This window comes from Aggregicoccus sp. 17bor-14 (genome assembly GCF_009659535.1).
GTDB lineage: Bacteria > Myxococcota > Myxococcia > Myxococcales > Myxococcaceae > Aggregicoccus.
In genome coordinates this window covers 313821-331720 of record NZ_VJZZ01000002.1, presented here as the reverse complement: position 1 = coordinate 331720, position 17900 = coordinate 313821, and the positions used below count along the sequence as shown (strand labels likewise).

Here is a 17900-nt window from a genome sequence, read left to right as displayed (position 1 = left end):
AACGCCAGCGCGCCCCGGCGCGATCGTCCTTGCGGAGAATGCTCTCCCCCATACGGCCCCCTGCCTGTCCTGTCGGCTGGTCGACACGCAAGGCCTGGACAGGCGGGGAATAGCGCCCCGCGGCGCAGGCCGGTGGGAGGGTGGGGCCTCCACGGCACGGGAAGGAGGTCGCGCGGTGCGCCGAGCCGGCCCCATGCTGCTGCTGCTGCTGCTCGCCGCCTGCGCGGCCCCGGCGCAGCGCGCGCTCCCGCCCCCGCCGCCCGCCCCGGCCCCTGCGCCGCCGCTCCTGCAGGTGCTGCAGCGCAAGGAGGGCGGCGCGAGCGTGGTGCTGGGCACCCTTCCCGGCCCCCTGCACCCGGGCGGGGACTGGCTCGCGGTGCCGCTGGTGGCGGTGGACTCGGAGGGGCGCGCGGAGGCGCTCGCGCGGCTGCTGCGCGAGGCGGCCGTGCCCGCGCTCGCCTTCGACGGCACGCCCCTGCCCCCGCCCGCCCTGCTCACCCGCCTGCTCGAGCGCACGCCCCTCACCGCCCTGGACCTCTCGGACACCGGGGCCACGGACGCGCACCTCGCCGCCCTGCCCACCCTGCCCGCGCTGCGGGTGCTGATGCTGGACCGCACCCGGGTGACGGACCGCGGGCTCGCGGCGGCCTTCGCGCACCTGCCCGGGCTCGAGGCCCTCTACGTCGCGGAGACGGCCGTGACGGACGCGGGGCTGGACGCGCTCTCGGCCCCCGGCGCGCCCGAGGCGCTGCGCACGCTGGTGGTGGCGGGCACCGCGGTGGGCGCGCGCGGCCTGCCGCTGCTCGCGCGGGCGCGCGGGCTCGAGGTGCTCGATGCCTCGGACACCCCGCTCTCGGACGCGGCGCTCGCGGCGCTCGAGGCGCCGAAGGGATCCGGAGAGGGCCACCCCGGCGCCGCGCTGCACACGCTGGTGCTCAGCGGCTCGCGGGTGACGGACGCAGGCCTCGCGTACCTCTCCGCGCTGCCCGCGCTGCGCGCGCTCGGGCTCGCGCGCACGGAGGTGACGGACCGGGGGCTCGCGCACCTCGCGGGCCTCGCCACCCTGGAGGCGCTGCACCTGCACCGCACGCGCGTGGGGAACGCGGGGCTCGCGCACCTCGCCCGGCTCGTGCACCTGCGCGCGCTGGTGCTGGGGGACACGCGGGTGACGGACGCGGGGCTCTCGCACCTGGGCGCGCTCGCGCAGCTGGAGGAGCTGGAGCTGGACGGCACCCGGGTCACGGACGCGGGCGTGCGCCGGCTCGCGCACCTGGGCGCCCTGCGCGAGCTGAGCCTCTCGCGCACGCGGGTGGGGCCCGGCGGCCTCGCGCACCTCGCGGGGCTGTCCTCCCTGCGCGCGCTGGGGCTCGCGGGGCTGCGCCTCACGGACGCCTCTCTCGCGCCCCTCGCCAAGCTCCGCGCGCTCGAGGTGCTGGACCTCTCGGACACCCCCGTCGGCCCCCGGGGCCTCGCCGCGCTCGAGGGGCTCACGGCGCTCCAGGACCTGGACCTGAGCCACACCGGCTTCACGGACGACGGCGCGCCGCTGCTCTCCGCGTGGGGGCACCTGCGCGCGCTGAAGCTCACCCGCACGCGCGCGACCTCCGTCACGCTGGAGGCGGCCGCGCGCGCGCTGCCACAGCTCGAGACGCTGCACCTGGGCGCGACCCTGGTGCGCGCGGAGGCCCTGCCCGCGCTCGCGGGCCTCGCGCAGCTGCACGCGCTGGAGCTCAGCCAGCTCGGGCTCACGGACGCGGACCTCGCGCCGCTGACGCCGCTCGCGGGCCTGCGCTGGCTCAACCTCGCCCTCAACCCGCTCGGCGATGGCAGCCTCGCGGCCCTCCCGCCCGGGCTCGTGGAGCTGTACCTGCCGCGCACGCAGGTGACGGACGCGGGGCTGCCGGGGCTCGCGCGGCTGCGGCACCTGCGGGTGCTGGACCTGCGCGCTACGAGCGTGACGGCCGGCGGCGCCGAGCGCCTCGCGCGCGAGCGCGGCGTGCAGGTGCTGCGCGGACCACTCTAGCGGCGCTCCCGGAGCCCGCCGGATTCCCGGAGGGCAGCAGAGCAGGCGGCCCCCCCGCGTGCCGCCCGGGGACGCGCGGGCCTGGTACCGCGCGGCCGTTGCCAGCGCCCCGCGCGGTGCCACCTTTGGACTTCATCCCCTTCCTCTGGAGGCACCCGCATGTCGCGCGCGGATACCGAATCGGTCGAGACCCTCAACTCGTTCCTGCGCGGGGAGATCTCCGCGGTGGAGACCTACAAGAAGGCCCTGGGCCACGTGAAGGAGGCCCGGCTGCGCACCGAGCTCGAGGAGCTGGAGCGCGACCACGAGGCGCGCGTGGCGGCGCTGCGCGAGCGCATCGAGCGGCTGGGCGGCCAGCCGACCGAGAGCTCGGGCATCTGGGGCGCCCTCACGGAGCTGCTGCAGGCGGGCGCCGACGCGCTCGGCGAGAAGGCAGCCATCCAGGCCCTGGAGCAGGGCGAGGACCACGGGCTCGCCGACTACCGGCGCGACGTGGACCACCTGCACGGCGAGGCGCGCCGCTTCGCGCGCATGGAGCTGCTGCCCGCACAGCAGCGCAGCCACGACCGGCTGAGCAAGCTCAAGAAGACGCTGCACTAGCCGGTCGCGGGCGGCGGCCCGCTACTCCGCGCGCAGCGCCAGGGCGGGGTCCACCCGCGTGGCGCGGCGCGCGGGAAGCCAGCACGCGGCGAGCGCGACGCCCAGCAGCACCAGCGCGACGGCCGCGAAGGTGAGCGGGTCGGTGGGGGCGATGCCGTAGAGCACGCTCTGCATGAGGCGCGAGAGGCCGAAGGCGAAGGCGAGCCCCGCGAGCACGCCCACGCCCGCGAGCGTCATCCCGCTCACCACCACCAGGCGCAGCACGTCGCGCGGGGCCGCGCCCAGCGCGAGCCGCACGCCGATCTCCTGGCGCCGCTGGCTCACGGTGTACGCGAGCACCCCGTAGATGCCCACCGCGCCCAGCACGAGGCCCAGCCCCGCGAAGAGCCCCAGCAGCACCGCGAGCAGCCGCGGCCGCGCCACCGCGCGGCTGCTGATCGCCTCGAGCGAGGTGATGCGGGTGAGGGTCTGCTGGCCGTTCACGCGCCAGATGGCCTCGCGCACGCGCGCCGCCAGCTCCAGCGGCTTGCCCTCGCCGCGCACCACCAGGTTCACCCGCGAGCGGCTCATCTGCGAGTAGTGCACGTAGACCGCGGGCTCGGCGGCCTTGGAGAGCTCGGTCGTGCGCATGTCGCCCACCACGCCGATCACCGTGCCCGGGTTGTTCGGCGCGTTGAGCAGCAGCGTCTGCCCGATGGGGTCCTTGCCCGGCAGGTAGCGGCGCGCGAAGGCCTGGTTGACGATGAGCACCAGCGGCGACTTCTCGCCCCAGTCGTCCGAGGCCTGGAAGTCGCGGCCTTTCAGCAGCGGCGTACCCATGGCCTTGAAGTAGTCGATGCTCACCGGCGTGGTCTCGGCGCGCACGTACTCCTCGGTGCGCGCGGCCGGGCGATCCGGGAGCCCGTACGCATAGGGCTCGCCCGCGCTGTCGAGCGGAAGGGACTTGGCGCCCGCCGCCACGCGCACGCCCGGCGCCGCGCGCACCGCGTCCAGCACCTGGTTGATGTAGGGCGCGCCGCCCGCCTCCGGCGTCGTGCGCGCGTCGGGCACGGAGAAGGTCACCACCGCGGCGCCCTCCGGCTTGAAGCCCGGGTCCACCTGCAGCAGGTGCAGGAGCGAGCGCGTGGCGAGCCCCGCGCCGGCGGCGAGCATCACCGCGAGCGCCACCTCGGCCACCACCAGGCCGTTGCGCAGCCGCGCCCCCGCCCCGCCCACGCTGCGCCCGGCGCCGCGCAGCAGCTCGTTGAGCCGCGGGCTGCCTGCGCGCAGCGCCGGCAGGAGCCCGAAGACCAGCCCCGTGAGCACCGAGACACCCAGCGCGAAGAGGAGCACCCCCGCGTCCAGGTGGACTTCATCCGCGCGCGGCAGCTGCCCCTCGGCGAGCGCGATGAGGCCCGCCGCGCCCCAGTGCGCGAAGAGCAGCCCCAGCGCCCCGCCCAGCAGCGAGAGCAGCAGGCTCTCGGTGAGCAGCTGGCGCACGAGCCTTCCGGGAGAGGCGCCCAGCGCCGCGCGCACCCCGAGCTCGCGGGCGCGCACCGTGGCGCGCGCGAGCAGCAGGTTCGCGAGGTTCGCGCAGGCGATGAGCAGGATGAGCGCCACGGCTCCCAGCAGCACCAGCAGCGCCACGCGCATCTCGCCCACCACGGACTCCTGCAGCCCCTGCGCCGTCACCCCGCTCCACTTCGCGTTGCTCTCCGGGTGCTCGCGCTCCAGCTCCTGGGCGATGCGCGCGAGCTCCTCGCGCGCCGTCTCCAGCGCCACGCCCCCCTTGAGCCGCCCCACCACGCTGAGCCAGCGCACCACGCGCTTGCGCGGGATGCCGTCCTCCGGGATGAGCGTCGTGGGCAGCCACACCTGGGAGCGCTCGTCCGGGAACTGGAAGCCCGCGGGCATCACCCCCACCACCGTGATGGGCTTCGCCTCCAGCATGAGGCTGCGCCCGATGATGCCCGGGTCCGAGCCGAAGCGGCGCTGCCACAGCCCGTGGCTGATCACCGCCACCCGGTTGCGCCCCTCCACCATGTCCTCCGGCTGCAGCGCGCGCCCCAGCAGGGGCGGCGCGCGCAGCGCCATGAAGAGCTCGCCGGTGACGTAGGTGGACGGCAGCCGCTCGGGGGGCCCGTCCCCGGTGAGGTCCACCCCGCTCATGCCCTCCGCGTTCCAGTAGCCCCCGAGCGCCTCGAAGCTGTGCGAGCGCGTGCGCCAGTCCTCCAGGTCGATGGGGCTGATGACCCCGCGCTCGATGCCCTCCTTGGGGTTGGCCGGATAGAAGCGCGCGAGCTGCTCGGGCTGCGGGTAGGGCAAGGGGCGCAGGAGCACGCCGCGCACCACGCTGAAGAGCGCGGTGTTCGCGCCGATGCCCAGCGCCAGCGTGAGCACCGCCACCAGCGCGAAGCCGGGGCTGCGGCGCAGGGAGCGCGCCGCGTAGGTGAGGTCCTGCACCAGGGACTCGAAGAACTCGCTCAGCTTCATCTGTCGCTCCTTCTGCCTGTCCACCGCCACGCACGCCTCGCGCACGCGCCCCACGTCTCCGAAGCGCCGCAGCGCCTCCACCTCGGCCTCGCGTGCGTCCAGCCCCTCGCGCCGCCGCAGCGCCTCCGCGCTCAGCTCCAGGTGCAGCCGCAGCTCCTCGTCCACGTCGTCCTCGAGGGGCGCGCGGAAGGGGCGAAGCAGCCGCTTGAAGGGAGGGGCGCGCCGCATGACGTCACGCCGCCTGCAGCACGCGGCTCACCGCCGCCGCGTACGCCACCCACTGCTGCGTCTCGCTGCGCAGCTGGGCCCGCCCGCGGGGGGTGAGGCTGTAGAACTTGGCGCGCCGGTTGTTCTCGGAGACGCCCCACTCGGCGCTCAGCAGGCCGCGCTTCTCCAGCCGGTGCAGCGCCGGGTACAGCGCCCCCTCCTCGATGCGCAGGGCCTCGCCGCTGCGCTCCCGGATGGAGTCCGCCACGGCATAACCGTGGCGCGGGCCCCACGAGAGGCTCTTGAGGATGAGCACGTCCAGCGTGCCCTGCAGCAGCTCCAGCGTCGTCTCGGCCATGCCTTCCCCTTGTTTGCTTAGGGGAAGGCTCTCACACCCCTCCCCTCAGCTGTCAAGGGGAGCGGGTGGGGGTGGACCTCAGTGCACGGGGTGCAGCCTCAGGCCCAGCTCGCGCCGGTAGCGCTCGAAGCAGAGAGCGCCCGCCTGCAGGCGCATCAGCGCCCCTTCCGCGATGGCGCGCGCGCGCGCGGGGTCCTCCGCCACGAGCGGGCGCAGCACCTCGCGGTTCCAGTCCTCGGAGTGCTTCACGTCCAGCGTGGAGTGCAGCGCGTAGTAGCGGCGCACCGGCATGCCGAAGCCGAGGCGCTGCAGGCCCTCGTTCACCAGCAGCGCGCGCCCCGGCGCGGTGAGCTCCACCGCGCCCAGCGCGCCCACGGCGTGGAAGGTGTAGCGGCGGTTGGCCGCGAGCGCGACGAGCAGGTTCGCCAGCGCGTGCGCCTCCCAGACGGTCTCCTCCTCGCGCGGCTGCAGGTCGAGCGCGTGGGCGAGCTCCTCGAGCATGGGCCCGTGCATCGCGTTCTCGCGGCCGCGGCCCATCTCGTCCCAGTAGTTGCGCGCGAGCTCCAGCTTCGCCTGCGTGGGCAGCTTCACCTGGGTGAGGGCGACGAGGTCGTCGAAGCCCGCCTCGCCGGCCACCTCCTGGGTGAGGAACCAGCGCAGCTGCTCGAGGCTCGCCTCGGTGGCGAGCCAGGGGAAGAGCGGGTCGTGCTGGCCGGGGCCCGTGTGCTTCAGGTCCTCGAACCAGGCGAGGAAGCCGTCCACGTCGCGCGGGGCCGTCGCCGCGCGCGTGGCCACCTCGGCGCGCGCGCTCTCCACGAAGTCGCCCTCCGCGAGCCGCCCGCGAAGCTCCTCCTCCACGTCCGCCTGCCAGCTCTCCGAGGGAAAGGACGGACGAAGCCGGTGCTGGTTGAAACGCAGGAGGTAGCGATGCAGGGCCTCGGGCGAACGCTCCCCAGAGAAGCGCTCTGCCCTGCCCACCTCGCCAAGCCCGCTCATGGTGCACACCCTTTGTGTCAGGGCGGGCTTCAGTGCCCGCGAGTACAAGGATGGGAACGTCTCTGGAGTTTCGCCACGTGATGCCCGCGACCTTCGCCCTCAGCGCCCTCAGGTGTGACAAGACCCATACACGCTCACGCGATTGCGCCTATCAGGTCGCCTGGTCCATCAACCCGCACATGAAGGTGGGCGCGGTCGACTGGAGGCGCGCGTGCCGCCAGCACCGCGCGCTGCGCCGCGCGCTGCTCGAGGCGGGAGCGGGCCTGCTCGAGCTGCCCTTCGTGCACGGCGCCTTCGACTCGGTCTTCTCCAAGGACAACGCGCTGCTGCACGAGCGCGGTGGGCGCCGGCGCGCGCTGCTCGCCTCCATGCTGTACGGCGAGCGGCGCAGCGAGCAGCGGGCGCGCGCGCAGGTGTTCGACCGGCAGGGCTTCGAGATCTGCAGCCCGCCTCCCGCGCCCTTCGAGGGCGGAGACCTCGCGATGCTGCCCGGGGCGCGCGGCGCGCTGCTGGGCCACGGGCAGCGCTCGAGCGCGAGCGCGGCGCCGATGCTCGAGCGCTTCCTCGATGCGCCGGTGACGCCGCTCGAGCTGAGGGACCCGCACCTGTACCACCTGGACACCGCGCTCACCGTGCTCTCGGACGGCACCGCGCTGGTGTGCCCCGAGGCCTTCACGCCCGGGGCGCTCGCGCAGCTCGCGCGCACCGAGGGCGTCAGCCGCGTGCTGCACGTGCCGCGCGAGGAGGCGCTGGGCTTCGGCCTCAACCTCGTCGAGGTGGGCGAGCGCGTGCTGGTGGGCGCGCAGGCGCCGTACGTGGAGAAGCTGCTGCGTGCGCTGGGGCGCAAGCCGGTGCGCGTGAAGCTCGACCAGTTCCACCTCGCGGGCGGTAGCGCGGCGTGCCTCGTCTCGCGCGTGCACCGCCCCGAGCCGGTGGTGCGCCGCGAGCTCGCGGACGACGTGCAGCCCATCTCTGCGTAGCGCTGTTCATGAGGCGCGGCTGTCCACTCTCCCTCTGGGGGGACGAAGCTGTCCCGCTGTGCCCCGCGCGCATCGGCTCTGTGGAGGAGCCAGGACGGGACGGGCTCCCGTCGTTTGCGCCGAGCGCGTACGGGCGCTGCCCTGCGCGGCGCTCCGGGGATGCGCGGGAGGGAGGGGGTGTCGGGCGAGGTGCTGCGCGGAGCTAACGACAAACCTCGGGAGATTTCGAAAGTCCCGAGGTTTGTATTCAGCACCGCACCGACCTGCGCCCGGGAGGGGTGCTCCCCTCCGGACCAGAGGCCGTGGACGAAATGTTCCGTCCGGCCGAGCGCCTCCCGAGCGCGCGCGCCGTGAGCGCAGCGGAGAGCCGGACGAGGGGGCTCGCGCACACCCGGAGCGGGGTGCGGCGGGCGTGGACGGAACATTTCGTCCAGCGCGTCGCCCCGCCCTGGGGGGGGGAAAGGGCGGGCGCACCCTGCTTCGCCAGCGTGCGCCCCCGGAGCGTCGCGCAGGCCGACGCCCCTCCGCGCTGGGCTCAGGCGAAAGAGCCCGTCCCGTCCGGGACTTCATCCGAGCGCGAGCGACGTGCGTGCTCCTCCCAGCGCGCCCACGCAGCCACTCGGCAGACGCGCGACCTCGAGACATGCCCGGCGCTTCGAGCGCTGATCGCTGCGAGGTGAGCGGGCGACACCCGCCTCGACGAAGCCGCGACCCCCGCTCCACCACGCCGGCGCGATCCTGCGCAGTGGCCCGTCGCGCGCACACCGCAATGGCCCTTGCGCCCCGAGCGCGCGGATGCGCTGCTGTCGGAGCGTCGAACCGTGGCGCTCCGGAGGTCTCCGCATGCTCCTCGCCCAGCTCAGCGACCTGCACATCTGCGCGCCCGGCAGCGCGGCGGACCTGCGCTACGGCTCGGCCGCGCACCTCGCGCGCGCGGTGGCGCACCTGAACCGCCTCGACCCCGCGCCGGACGCGGTACTGTGCACGGGAGACCTGGTCAACGAGGGCACGGAGCAGGAGTACGCGCGGCTGCTCGCGCTGCTGCGTCCCCTCCATGCACCCCTCTACGTGCTGCCGGGAAACCACGACCGGCGCGAGCCGCTGCGCCGCGCCTTCGCGCCCCGCGGCTACCTCCCGCCGCAGGGCTTCCTGCACTACGCGGTCGACCTCGGCCCGCTGCGCCTGCTCGCGCTGGACACGCTCGTCGAGGGACAGCACGGAGGACAGCTGTGCGACGCGCGGCTCGCGTGGCTCGAGGCCCAGCTGAAGGAAGAGCCCGCGCGGCCCACCCTGGTGGCGCTGCACCACCCGCCCTTCGCCACCGGCATGCGGGTGCTGGATGCGATGGGGCTCGAGGGCGCGGGCGCGCTCGCCACGCTCCTGCAGCGCCACCCGCAGGTGGAGCGGGTGCTGTGCGGGCACGTGCACCGCGCGGTGGTGCGGCGCTTCGCGGGGACGCTCGCGGGCACCTGCCCGAGCACGATGCTGCAGGCGGCGCTGGACCTGCGCCCCGCGGGCTCGCTCACCATGGTCCCCGAGCCGCCGGCGCTGCAGCTGCACCTGTGGCGCGAGGGCGAGGGCCTGGTCACCCACACCCTGCCCATCGCGTGAGGGCGCTCAGGGCCTGCGCACGGTGAGCACCGCCACGGCGATGCGCTCCACCGGGTCGTACTCGGGCTTCTCCAGCTCCTCGCCGAAGACGTCCGGGTCGGTCTCCTCGTAGCGCGCCTCCACGTCGTGCGCGCCCAGCAGCGGCTCGAGCGCGCGCAGCAGCACGTCCTCGCCGTCCACCACGGGCGCGCCGGTGTAGAGCAGCAGGGTGCCGCCGCGGGCGAGGCGCGGGAGGCTCTCGCGCACGATGCGCACCGAGAGCTCGGCGCCGTAGAGCCCGCCGCCGTCGCGGTACGTTCGCCCCTCGGTGTCCACGATGTACGGCGGGTTCGCGGCGATGAGGTCGAAGTCCCCCTCCACCCCGTCGAGCACGTCGCTGTGCACGCAGGCCGCATCCTGCTGGCCGTTGAGCGCGGCGTTCACCCCGGCAAAGCGCAGCGCGCGCCCGCTCACGTCCGCGAGCAGCAGCCGCGCCACGCGCCCGTCCAGCGAGAGCCCGCCCGCCCCCGAGCCGCAGCCCACGTCCACGGCGCGGCCGAAGCTGCCGGGCAGGCGCGCGAGCTGCGCGGCGAACCGGTACGTGTCCGGCCCGAAGAAGACGGAGTCCTCGCTCAGCGTGGGCCACGCGTCGTGCACGAAGAGCGCGCGCCCGAGGCTCGAGAAGCGCACCCCGCTGCGCAGCAGGCCCCCCGGCTCGCGCCGCAGCTCGCCCGCCTCCTCCAGCAGGCGCTCGAGGGGCGCGGGCAGGAGCCCGGAGGCGAAGGGGCGGCTCCAGCCGAACACCCCACGCAGGTCCCTCGCCTGTGCGTTGTCGGGCCGCGCGTTCACCCGCCGGTGGGTTTCGGGGGTGACGGTGATGTGCCGGTAGCCCTGCGCGCGCAGCGCCTCACCCAGGGCCACCAGGGCCAGGTCCCGGCCCGGCAGCCCCATCCCCTCGGCCAGTGCTCGCGCGCTCACGCCCGGCAAGCTTCGGCGCCCGCGCCCCACCGTCAACCGCACGGGCTCGCCACTGAACGGAGGCGGGCCCGGGGGCTGGGGTCCGCCGGACCCTCCCTGGCCCAGGGAGCAGGAGCGGGGGTGAAGGTTTGACCGGGCGCGGGTCCGCGTACATAGATGCTCCGTGGCCCGGAATTTCCCAGCGCAGGAAGAAGTCGCGGCGGACGCGTCCCAGCTCAAGGCGCTCCTCATCGCCCTGGGGCGCCAGCGCAGCCTTCGCGACCCGCTCGCGAGCACCTGCGAGCAGATGCAGTTCACCCCGCCCCAGCTGCACACGCTGCTGTGGCTCGGCGAGGACGGCGCGCTCACCATGGGCGAGCTCGCGCGGCGGCTCGGGGTGACGGAGAAGACGGTGACGGGCGTGGTGGACCGGCTCGAGCGCGAGGCGTACGTGCAGCGCGAGCGCGACACGGCGGACCGGCGCGTGGTGCGCTGCCGGCTCACGGACCGGGGCGCCCAGACCTACGCCGAGCTGGACTCCCACCTGCAGGAGAAGCTGCAGCGCATGCTCGGGCTGCTGGACCCCGCGGACCGCACCCAGCTCTTCACCATCCTGCAGAAGCTGGGCACCCGCCTCGCCGAGCTGCTGCAGCTGGCCCCCTGCCCTGCGGCCGAGCCCGCCGAAGACGGCGGCGCCGAGCCCTAGGCCCCCTCCGCCCATGCCCGCTCCCGACCTGGACGCGCTGCTGGCCACGCTCGGGGCGCGCGCCCCCGCGGCGCTCGCGCTCGCGTTCCTGCGCGAGGCGGACGGGGCGCTGGTGGCGACCCGGCTCGCCGAGGGCCAGAGCGAGCAGACGCTGGTGGCGCTCTGGAACGTGGCCCAGTCGCTGCTGCACGGCGAGAAGGACCCGGGCGGGCTGCCCACCGCGCTGCGCACCGTGGCGGTGGGGCGCGAGGGCGAGGCGGCCGGGCGCGAGCTCATCCTCCTGCGCGAGGACACGCTGTGCATCGTGCAGCCCTGGAGCCTCGCGCCGGACGAGCGGCTGCTCCTGCTCGTCATCTGCGAGAGCGCGCGCACGCTGCAGCAGGCGCTGGACGCGGCGCGCGGCCTCCTCGCCCTGCACCGCGTCGCACCCGGCCCGTAGGGCGACGCTCGGCAGCGGACGCTTCGCGACGCGGCGGGTTCGCCCCGCGCGCCCGGAGGCGCTATGCCAGAGGGCCTGCACGGGAGGGCGCATGGCCACACGCATCCTGCGGGTGTCGGACGAGCGCATCGGGGCGGGGCCCGCCCTGGACGCGGCACTCGCCCCGCGCGGCTTCACCCCGGTGGGCGCCCGCAGCGCCGAGGAGGCGCTCGCGCTGCTCGCGCAGGAGGCCTTCGACGCGCTGGTGGTGGACCTGGACACCCCCGGCCTGGACGGCGTGGACCTGTGCGGGCGCGCGGCCGCCGCCCACCCGCAGGTGCCCGCCGTGGTGCTCGCGGAGCCCGCCCACCGCGACGCGGCCGTGGCCGCCATCCGCGCGGGCGCCTGGGACTTCCTCCTGCGCCCGCTGGACGTGGAGGCGCTCGCGGGGCTCCTGCAGCGCGCCGCCCGCACGCTGCTGCGCGAGGGCCCCCGCCGCGCCTCCCTGCCCACCCCGGCGCCGCGCGCGCCGCCCGCGGCCACGAGCACCGACGCGGTCGAGGTGCTGGGCGACAGCCCCGCGCTGCGCGAGGCGTACGCGCTCATCGACCGGGTGGCGGACTCGGACGCCAGCGTGCTCATCCTCGGCGAGAGCGGCACCGGCAAGGAGGCGGCCGCCCAGGCGCTGCACGAGCGCAGCCGCCGGCGCGAGGGCCCCTTCGTGGCCATCAACTGCGCCGCCATGCCCGAGGCCCTGCTGGAGAGCGAGCTGTTCGGCCACGCGCGCGGCGCCTTCACGGACGCGAAGAGCGCGCGCACCGGCCTCTTCGTGCAGGCGAGCGGCGGCACCCTCTTCCTGGATGAGATCGGCGAGCTGCCCCTCACCCTGCAGCCCAAGCTGCTGCGCGCGCTGCAGAGCCGCCGCGTGCGCCCGGTGGGCGGGGACGCGGAGGTGGCCTTCGACGCGCGCGTGGTGGCCGCCACGAACCAGGACCTGGAGAGCGCGGTGAACGAGGGGCGCTTTCGCGAGGACCTCTACTTCCGCATCCACGTCATCGGCATCGAGCTGCCGCCCCTGCGCGCGCGCGGCCAGGACGTGCTGCTGCTCGCGCGCCGCTTCACCGAGGACTTCGCCCAGCGCAGCGGCAAGCCCGTGCGCGCGCTCGCCCCCGCGGTGGAGGCGCGCCTGCTGGACTACCCCTGGCCCGGCAACGTGCGCGAGCTGCAGAACTGCATCGAGCGCGCGGTGGCCCTCACCGCGGGGGACGTGGTGCAGCTCGAGGACCTGCCCGCCCGCATCCGCGACCACCGGCGCGCGCGCAGCGGCCGCGAGCTGGTGGACCTCACCGAGCTGGTCCCCCTCGAGGAGGTCGAGCGCCGCCACATCCTGCGCGTGCTCGAGGCGGTGGGCGGCAGCCGCACCCTCGCCGCGCGCACCCTCGGCCTGGACCGCAAGACGCTCTACCGCAAGCTCGAGCGCTACGGCGCCGGGGACTAGGGCGCACCCGCCCGCGCGCCGCAACGGTGCAAAGCGCCCCGGCCCGGAGGGGCCCGGAGCACTCGATCGCCCCGGGGCAAAGCGGGACAGTGGGGCACGCTGCCCCACCTCGCGGGTGTCCGGCAGCGGACGGCCACCCCCGCCCGCCGAACCGCTCCCGCAGGGCTCCCGGAGTAGGACGCGGCGCGTCAGAGTCGATGTGCGCAGCTGGCACGCGCCCTGCTGCCGTCGAAGGCTCGGTGGGGCTCAGCCCGGAAGGGGGCACACGCGTGGAGCTCGAGGCGGACCACACGGGGAGCGGGGGACGGGGCGCCGCGGCGGGGGGCCGCTGGCGCAGGGGGGGGCCGAGGGCGCGGGTGATGCTCGCCGAGGCGGACCCCGAGTTCCGCCGGGCGCTCGCCGCCGCGCTGCGCTGCGAGGGCTACGAGGTGCTGGAGGCCGCGGACGGGCAGCTGCTCGTGCGCAGCATCATCCTCAGCCTCGAGCGCGACGGGCGGGTGCCGGAGCTCATCATCAGCGGGGTGCAGATGCCCGGCTGCACGGGGCTCGAGGTGCTCGCGCGGGTGCGGCGCATCGGCTGGAGCACGCCCTTCATCCTGCTGAGCGAGCGCGGCGAGGCGGGCGACTACAGCGAGGCGGAGCGGCTGGGGGCCACCTTCGTCCTGGACAAGCCGCTGGAGGCCGAGCAGGTGGCCTGCGCGGCGCTGGTGCTGGTGGAGCCGGAGCCGGCGCTCGCCCCGAGCGTGCGCGCCGAGTGAGCGCGCGCCCGCGCCGGGCGTGGTAGGGCTGGCGGCGTCATGGCCTTCCCTCCCCGCCGCCCCGCCGGGCTGCTCGCCGCCAAGGCGCGCCAGCGCACCCCCGGGCACCACTACAACGCGAGCTTCCTGTCCGCCGCGGACAAGGCCGAGTGCCTGAGCTACCTCGCGCACCTGCACCCGCTGTGGGAGCTGCGCTACTCGAAGCACTTCCCGCCGCCCGAGGGCCAAACCCAGCGCCGCCTCCTGCGCCCCGTGTACTGGCTGGGCAACTGGCAGTTCGCGTGCCTCGACTACTACCGGCCGCCGCGCGGGATTCACAACCGCTGCGTGAAGGCCGAGCCCTTCCCCGCGGTGCTGCGGCGCCAGGTGGAGAAGATCGAGCAGCTCGCGCGGCGCATGTTCCGCGGCCCCGACCTGCCCCCCGGCTGGCACCTCAACACCTGCCTCGTGAACTTCTACGGCAGCCGCCTCGAGGACGGGCGCTGGGTGGACACCGCGCGCGTGGGCGAGCACAAGGACTTCGAGCCCGGCCCCGTGGCGAGCCTCTCCTTCGGCGAGCGCGCCCTCATCCAGTTCGTCACCTCCAGCCGCCCCGGCGAGCGCGACGCGGTGGTGCTCGAGCAGTGGCTGGACGATGGCTCCCTGCAGCTCTTCGGCGGCGCGCAGTGGAAGGAGCAGACCTTCCACCGCGTGCAGCGCGTGGACACGAAGAAGGGGCTGACGCTGCCGCCCGAGCTGCCGGACTTCCGCACCCGGCGCATCAACCTCACCTTCCGCTTCGTGCCGGACGCGCACGTGGTGCCCTTCGCCCAGCTGCCCGCGGAGGCGCAGGAGGACGTGCGCCCGTACATGGAGGCGCTCGCGAAGGGCAGCGCCTTCTTCCGCGCAGAGCTCGCGCGGGCGCCTAGCGCAGGGTGAAGCGGTAGCTGCCCGTGCCCGGAGCGAAAGGAGGGGCCTCGGAGTAGACCGAGAGCACGTAGGTTCCACTCTCCGCGGCGGTGAAGGTGGGCGTGCCCGACGTGCTCGTGAACCAGCTTGCGCCGCCCGGAGCCGTGAGCCGGGCATAGAATCCCCCGGGGTCGAGACTCAACGTGTAGCTCTGGCCCTGCGTGAGCTCGACGAGGAAGACGTCCAGGTCTCCCAGCCGCTCGAGGGTGCCGCGCACCTCGCTGCCGAGCGCAATGAACTGCGCGCGCGCGGCGATGTCGGGGACGTCGTCCGGCCCCAGGTCCTCCAGGTGCAGGACGTAGTCCGAGCTGCCGTAGGGGGTGGCCGTTGCGTACGCCGTGCCGCCCATGTCCGCGGACAGCGCATAGCCATCCGTGATGCCGGGCTCGAAGTCGTGCGCGGTCCGCAGCATTGCGGAGCCCGTGTTCAAGGACAGCTGGCAGCCCTGGCAGGTGATCCGGTAGTAGCGGTCCGGGTCCAGCTGGAGGGCGAAGACGTCCCGATCTGCGGAGAGCTCGAAGCGGCCCGCCGTGTCGCCCAGCGCGAGCGGCGCGGCGGTCTCGGGGGAGTCTCCGAAGTCGTCCGGCCCCAGGTCCACGACCTGGAAGGTGAAGAGCCCGAACGCATGGCGCTCCCCGGCCGTGGAGCCGTCAGGTGCGATGCGCACGAAGCGCGTGCCTCCGCCCGCGAAGGACTTGCTGGAGTCGCTGCGCGGCGCACCGGAAGCATCCTGCACCTGCGTCCAGCCCAGTGAGCCGGGGCTCTGCACGAGCACCCGGTAGATGTGCCCCGGCTCGGTCTCCACGGAGAAGAAGTCCTGGTCCTGGCCCCGCTCGATGCGCGCCGTCACCCACTGGCTGAGGCCCGGCAGCGGCGCGGCGCCCTGGGGCGTGTCGCCGCAGTCGTCCGGGCCCAGGTCCTCGAGCGTGTAGTCGTAGGTCCCCCACTGCTCCTCCTCGTCGTCGTCACCGACGTTGCGGCGCAGCTCCACGCGGTACGAGCCCGCGCCCGGCGCCTCCACGGCCACGAAGGAGGGCAGTCCGGCGCGGCTGGTCGTGCCCCCGTCGGCGTCCACCTCCTGCCCCTGCGCATCGACGAGCCGGAGCCTGCAGTAGCCGCCCGTGGGGAAGCGGCAGGTGAAGCGGTACACGTGGCCTGCCTCGGCCTCGAAGGAGAACCAGTCGCGGTCCGTGCCCAGCTCCAGGCGGCCCTGCTGCGTCGGGCCCGCCACCAGCGGCGTCGCCGCGGCGGCCTCGTCCGGGTGGTCGTCCGCGCCCAGCGCCTCGAAGAGGATGCGGTACTCGGCGTCCACGCTGCCCGGCCCGCACTCGGCCTCCGAGGTGACGGAGAAGTAGTAGGTCCCGGTCGCGGGCGCGAGGAAGGCCATCCGCGCGGTCGGCCAGGAGAAGATCGGGTAGTGGCCCTCCTTCACCAGGCGCCCCGAGGCGTCCATCAGGACCACCCGCACCCGCATCCCCGGCTGGAGCGTGGTGCGGAAGTGGTACACCTGACCGGCCGTGGCGGCGAAGGCGTAGACGTCCACGTCCTGGACCACCCGCCCCCCGCAGCGCTGCAGCACCCCCACGTGCGGCTCGCTCGAGGGCAGCAGCGGCTCGGCCGTCTGGATCAGGTCTCCCTCGTCCGGGTCCGCGCCCAGGTCCTGGCACACCACGCCCGCCGCCTGCTCGTAGGCGCTGCACACGCAGGTGGCCGCGCCGTCGTGAACCTGGCAGGTGCCCGCGCTGCAGCGCACGCCCTCACACAGCGCCAGGTCCTCGGAGGTCTCACCACAGCCACACAGCGCCGCGAGCAGGACGGACAGGAGCAGGGAGCGAAGGGACACGGGGCACCGGGGGTGTGTGCTGCGGGGGACTCCCGGGGGGGCTTCCGGAAGCGGGGCCGCGCAGTGTACACGAGGCCCTCGTCCCCTGCCGTGGAGTCCCTGCATGTCCGACCTTTCCCGCCTCGCGTGCCTCTCGCTGCTGCTCGCCCTGCCCGCCGCCGCGGACCAGCTGGAGCCCTCGCAGCTGCCGCCGGAGCGCGGCGTGTACGTGGGGGCGCGCGCGTCGTACGGCTTCCCGCTCGGGCGCTTCAACGCGAAGCCGGACCAGACCTTCCTGAGCGACAGCTACGACGGCTCGCTGCCGCTGCAGCTGGACCTGGGCTACCGCTTCAACCGCTACGTGCGCGCCGGCGCCTACGCCTCCTACGCGCTGGTGAAGCCCAGCTCCTTCTGCGTGGACTGCCGCGCGAGCAGCGTGCGCTATGGCGTGAGCGCCGAGCTCCACGTCACGCCCGAGATGAGCACGGATGCGTGGGCAGGGCTGAGCGCGGGCTACGAGCAGAGCGCCCTGCTCACCACGCAGAAGGGCACCGAGGTGGAGAGCCGCTACACCGGGCTCGAGCTCTTCGCGCTGCAGGGGGGCGCGGACTACCGGCTCGCGCCGAACTGGTCGCTGGGCCCCACCCTCACCTGGACCTTCGCCCGGTACTCCACGCTGCACGCGCGCATCGGCGACGGCCAGGGCAGCGAGAGCGTCCAGAACCGTGCCCTGCATTGCTGGATGATGTTCGGCGCGCGCGTGCAGGCCGCATTCTAGAGGGCGTGTCGCACGTCCCCTCCGCCCTGCTGACGCTGCTCCCGGCGCTGCTGCTGCTCGCGCCGGCGCGTGCGCGCGCGGCCGCGAGCCCGGCCGAGGCGAGCGCGAAGCAGGGGGCGGCCGCCGGAGCGTCCGAGCCGGACGCGGCGCCCTCCGCCCCGCCCCTGCCGCCCGAGCGCGGCGCCTACGCGAACCTGCGCCTCGGGCTCGGGGTGCCGCTGGGGCGCTTCGAGCGGGGCGCGGAGCGGCGCGCGCTCTCGGACGTGTACGACTTCGCCGTCCCCGCTCAGCTGGACGTGGGCTACCGCTTCTCGCCGGCGCTGCGCGCAGGGGTGTACTTCATGTACGCCCCCCTCTCGACCCACACCTACTGCCCCGCGGGCCTCAAGTGCCGGGCAGAGGGGCTGCGCGCAGGGCTGGCGGGCGAGTACCACCTGGCGGCGCGCCGCCGGCTGCACGGCTGGGTGGGGCTGGGGCTGGGCTACGAGCGCAGCAGCGTGCGCATCAGCGGCCACGGGGTGGACGTGGAGACGCAGCACGCGGGGCTCGAGTGGCTGGGGGCCAGCCTCGGCGGGGACTACCGGCTCACGCCCCGGCTCAGCCTCGGCCCCGCGCTCACCTGGACCTTCGGCCGCTACGCCTCGCGCGCGGCGCGCCTGGGCACGGGCTCGGGCAGCGTGTCCGTGCAGAGCCCGGCGCTGCACTGCTGGGTGCTCTTCGGGGCGCGCGTGGGCTGGGCTTTCTAGGGGTTGCGTCCCCCTCTAAAGCCGCGTACGCAAGGCGCCTTTC

16 protein-coding genes are annotated in these 17900 nt (G+C 75.0%); 11 read left to right on the top strand and 5 right to left on the bottom strand.

Annotated features, from left to right (window positions below; all coding sequences use genetic code 11):
- Window positions 1-175: 175 nt before the first annotated feature.
- Both FGE12_RS05305 and FGE12_RS05300 read left to right on the top strand, forming a co-directional pair.
- Window positions 176-2023 (top strand): hypothetical protein, encoded by a 1848-nt coding sequence (locus FGE12_RS05305; RefSeq protein ID WP_153865150.1) that lies wholly within the window; start codon window positions 176-178, stop codon window positions 2021-2023.
- Between the two features lie 159 nt (window positions 2024-2182).
- The gene (locus FGE12_RS05300) at window positions 2183-2623 is read left to right on the top strand and encodes a demethoxyubiquinone hydroxylase family protein (RefSeq protein ID WP_153865149.1); all 441 of its coding nucleotides are present in this window, start codon (window positions 2183-2185) and stop codon (window positions 2621-2623) included.
- 21 nt (window positions 2624-2644) lie between these two features.
- On the opposite strand, the gene FGE12_RS05295 is transcribed toward FGE12_RS05300, so the two are convergent.
- From FGE12_RS05295 to FGE12_RS05285, 3 genes are all read right to left on the bottom strand, one after another.
- Window positions 2645-5323 (bottom strand): ABC transporter permease, encoded by a 2679-nt coding sequence (locus FGE12_RS05295; protein WP_153865148.1) that lies wholly within the window; start codon window positions 5321-5323, stop codon window positions 2645-2647.
- Window positions 5324-5327: 4 nt separating this feature from the next.
- Window positions 5328-5660 (bottom strand): PadR family transcriptional regulator, encoded by a 333-nt coding sequence (locus tag FGE12_RS05290; RefSeq protein WP_153865147.1) that lies wholly within the window; start codon window positions 5658-5660, stop codon window positions 5328-5330.
- Window positions 5661-5738: 78 nt separating this feature from the next.
- Complete coding sequence (locus FGE12_RS05285) at window positions 5739-6656, bottom strand: iron-containing redox enzyme family protein (protein WP_153865146.1); 918 nt, start codon at window positions 6654-6656, stop codon at window positions 5739-5741.
- A gap of 179 nt (window positions 6657-6835) precedes the next feature.
- Between FGE12_RS05285 and FGE12_RS05280 the strand changes: the two genes are divergently transcribed.
- The gene (locus FGE12_RS05280; RefSeq protein ID WP_228530582.1) at window positions 6836-7636 is read left to right on the top strand and encodes a dimethylarginine dimethylaminohydrolase family protein; all 801 of its coding nucleotides are present in this window, start codon (window positions 6836-6838) and stop codon (window positions 7634-7636) included.
- An 843-nt stretch (window positions 7637-8479) separates the two neighbouring features.
- Window positions 8480-9247, top strand: coding sequence for a phosphodiesterase (locus tag FGE12_RS05275; RefSeq protein ID WP_153865144.1), 768 nt, complete (start codon window positions 8480-8482; stop codon window positions 9245-9247).
- A 6-nt stretch (window positions 9248-9253) separates the two neighbouring features.
- Here the strand turns inward: FGE12_RS05275 and FGE12_RS05270 are convergent, their stop codons facing one another.
- The gene (locus tag FGE12_RS05270) at window positions 9254-10204 is read right to left on the bottom strand and encodes a methyltransferase (RefSeq protein WP_370458889.1); all 951 of its coding nucleotides are present in this window, start codon (window positions 10202-10204) and stop codon (window positions 9254-9256) included.
- A 163-nt stretch (window positions 10205-10367) separates the two neighbouring features.
- Between FGE12_RS05270 and FGE12_RS05265 the strand changes: the two genes are divergently transcribed.
- The 5 genes from FGE12_RS05265 to FGE12_RS05245 all read left to right on the top strand — a co-directional run bounded on the left by FGE12_RS05265 (window position 10368) and on the right by FGE12_RS05245 (window position 14481).
- Window positions 10368-10889 carry a MarR family transcriptional regulator gene (locus tag FGE12_RS05265; RefSeq protein ID WP_194797602.1) on the top strand — a complete coding sequence of 174 codons (522 nt, stop codon included), beginning with the start codon at window positions 10368-10370 and terminating at the stop codon, window positions 10887-10889.
- A 13-nt stretch (window positions 10890-10902) separates the two neighbouring features.
- Window positions 10903-11328, top strand: coding sequence for a hypothetical protein (locus tag FGE12_RS05260; protein WP_153865143.1), 426 nt, complete (start codon window positions 10903-10905; stop codon window positions 11326-11328).
- A 91-nt stretch (window positions 11329-11419) separates the two neighbouring features.
- Window positions 11420-12805: a sigma-54 dependent transcriptional regulator gene (locus FGE12_RS05255; RefSeq protein ID WP_153865142.1), complete on the top strand. Its 1386-nt coding sequence runs from the start codon at window positions 11420-11422 to the stop codon at window positions 12803-12805.
- 359 nt (window positions 12806-13164) lie between these two features.
- Window positions 13165-13563 carry a response regulator transcription factor gene (locus tag FGE12_RS05250; protein ID WP_153865141.1) on the top strand — a complete coding sequence of 133 codons (399 nt, stop codon included), beginning with the start codon at window positions 13165-13167 and terminating at the stop codon, window positions 13561-13563.
- Window positions 13564-13602: 39 nt separating this feature from the next.
- Window positions 13603-14481, top strand: a complete 879-nt coding sequence (locus FGE12_RS05245) for an alpha-ketoglutarate-dependent dioxygenase AlkB (protein ID WP_153865140.1) — start codon at window positions 13603-13605, stop codon at window positions 14479-14481.
- On the opposite strand, the gene FGE12_RS05240 is transcribed toward FGE12_RS05245, so the two are convergent.
- Window positions 14468-16354 (bottom strand): hypothetical protein, encoded by a 1887-nt coding sequence (locus tag FGE12_RS05240; protein WP_153865139.1) that lies wholly within the window; start codon window positions 16352-16354, stop codon window positions 14468-14470. The two genes, FGE12_RS05245 and FGE12_RS05240, sit on opposite strands and share 14 nt — an antisense overlap.
- Window positions 16355-16457: 103 nt before the next feature.
- Between FGE12_RS05240 and FGE12_RS05235 the strand changes: the two genes are divergently transcribed.
- Both FGE12_RS05235 and FGE12_RS05230 read left to right on the top strand, forming a co-directional pair.
- Window positions 16458-17111 carry a hypothetical protein gene (locus tag FGE12_RS05235; RefSeq protein WP_153865138.1) on the top strand — a complete coding sequence of 218 codons (654 nt, stop codon included), beginning with the start codon at window positions 16458-16460 and terminating at the stop codon, window positions 17109-17111.
- A 5-nt stretch (window positions 17112-17116) separates the two neighbouring features.
- Window positions 17117-17857: a hypothetical protein gene (locus tag FGE12_RS05230; RefSeq protein WP_153865137.1), complete on the top strand. Its 741-nt coding sequence runs from the start codon at window positions 17117-17119 to the stop codon at window positions 17855-17857.
- Window positions 17858-17900: the final 43 nt, after the last annotated feature.

Bases quoted from the DNA above. Each gene is read 5' to 3' on its own strand.
- FGE12_RS05300 (WP_153865149.1), top strand. From the start codon at position 2,183: ATGTCGCGCGCGGATACCGAATCGGTCGAGACCCTCAACTCGTTCCTG.
- FGE12_RS05295 (WP_153865148.1), bottom strand. From the start codon at position 5,323: ATGCGGCGCGCCCCTCCCTTCAAGCGGCTGCTTCGCCCCTTCCGCGCG.
- FGE12_RS05290 (WP_153865147.1), bottom strand. From the start codon at position 5,660: ATGGCCGAGACGACGCTGGAGCTGCTGCAGGGCACGCTGGACGTGCTC.
- FGE12_RS05285 (WP_153865146.1), bottom strand. From the start codon at position 6,656: ATGAGCGGGCTTGGCGAGGTGGGCAGGGCAGAGCGCTTCTCTGGGGAG.
- FGE12_RS05280 (WP_228530582.1), top strand. From the start codon at position 6,836: ATGAAGGTGGGCGCGGTCGACTGGAGGCGCGCGTGCCGCCAGCACCGC.
- FGE12_RS05275 (WP_153865144.1), top strand. From the start codon at position 8,480: ATGCTCCTCGCCCAGCTCAGCGACCTGCACATCTGCGCGCCCGGCAGC.
- FGE12_RS05260 (WP_153865143.1), top strand. From the start codon at position 10,903: ATGCCCGCTCCCGACCTGGACGCGCTGCTGGCCACGCTCGGGGCGCGC.
- FGE12_RS05255 (WP_153865142.1), top strand. From the start codon at position 11,420: ATGGCCACACGCATCCTGCGGGTGTCGGACGAGCGCATCGGGGCGGGG.
- FGE12_RS05250 (WP_153865141.1), top strand. From the start codon at position 13,165: ATGCTCGCCGAGGCGGACCCCGAGTTCCGCCGGGCGCTCGCCGCCGCG.
- FGE12_RS05245 (WP_153865140.1), top strand. From the start codon at position 13,603: ATGGCCTTCCCTCCCCGCCGCCCCGCCGGGCTGCTCGCCGCCAAGGCG.
- FGE12_RS05235 (WP_153865138.1), top strand. From the start codon at position 16,458: ATGTCCGACCTTTCCCGCCTCGCGTGCCTCTCGCTGCTGCTCGCCCTG.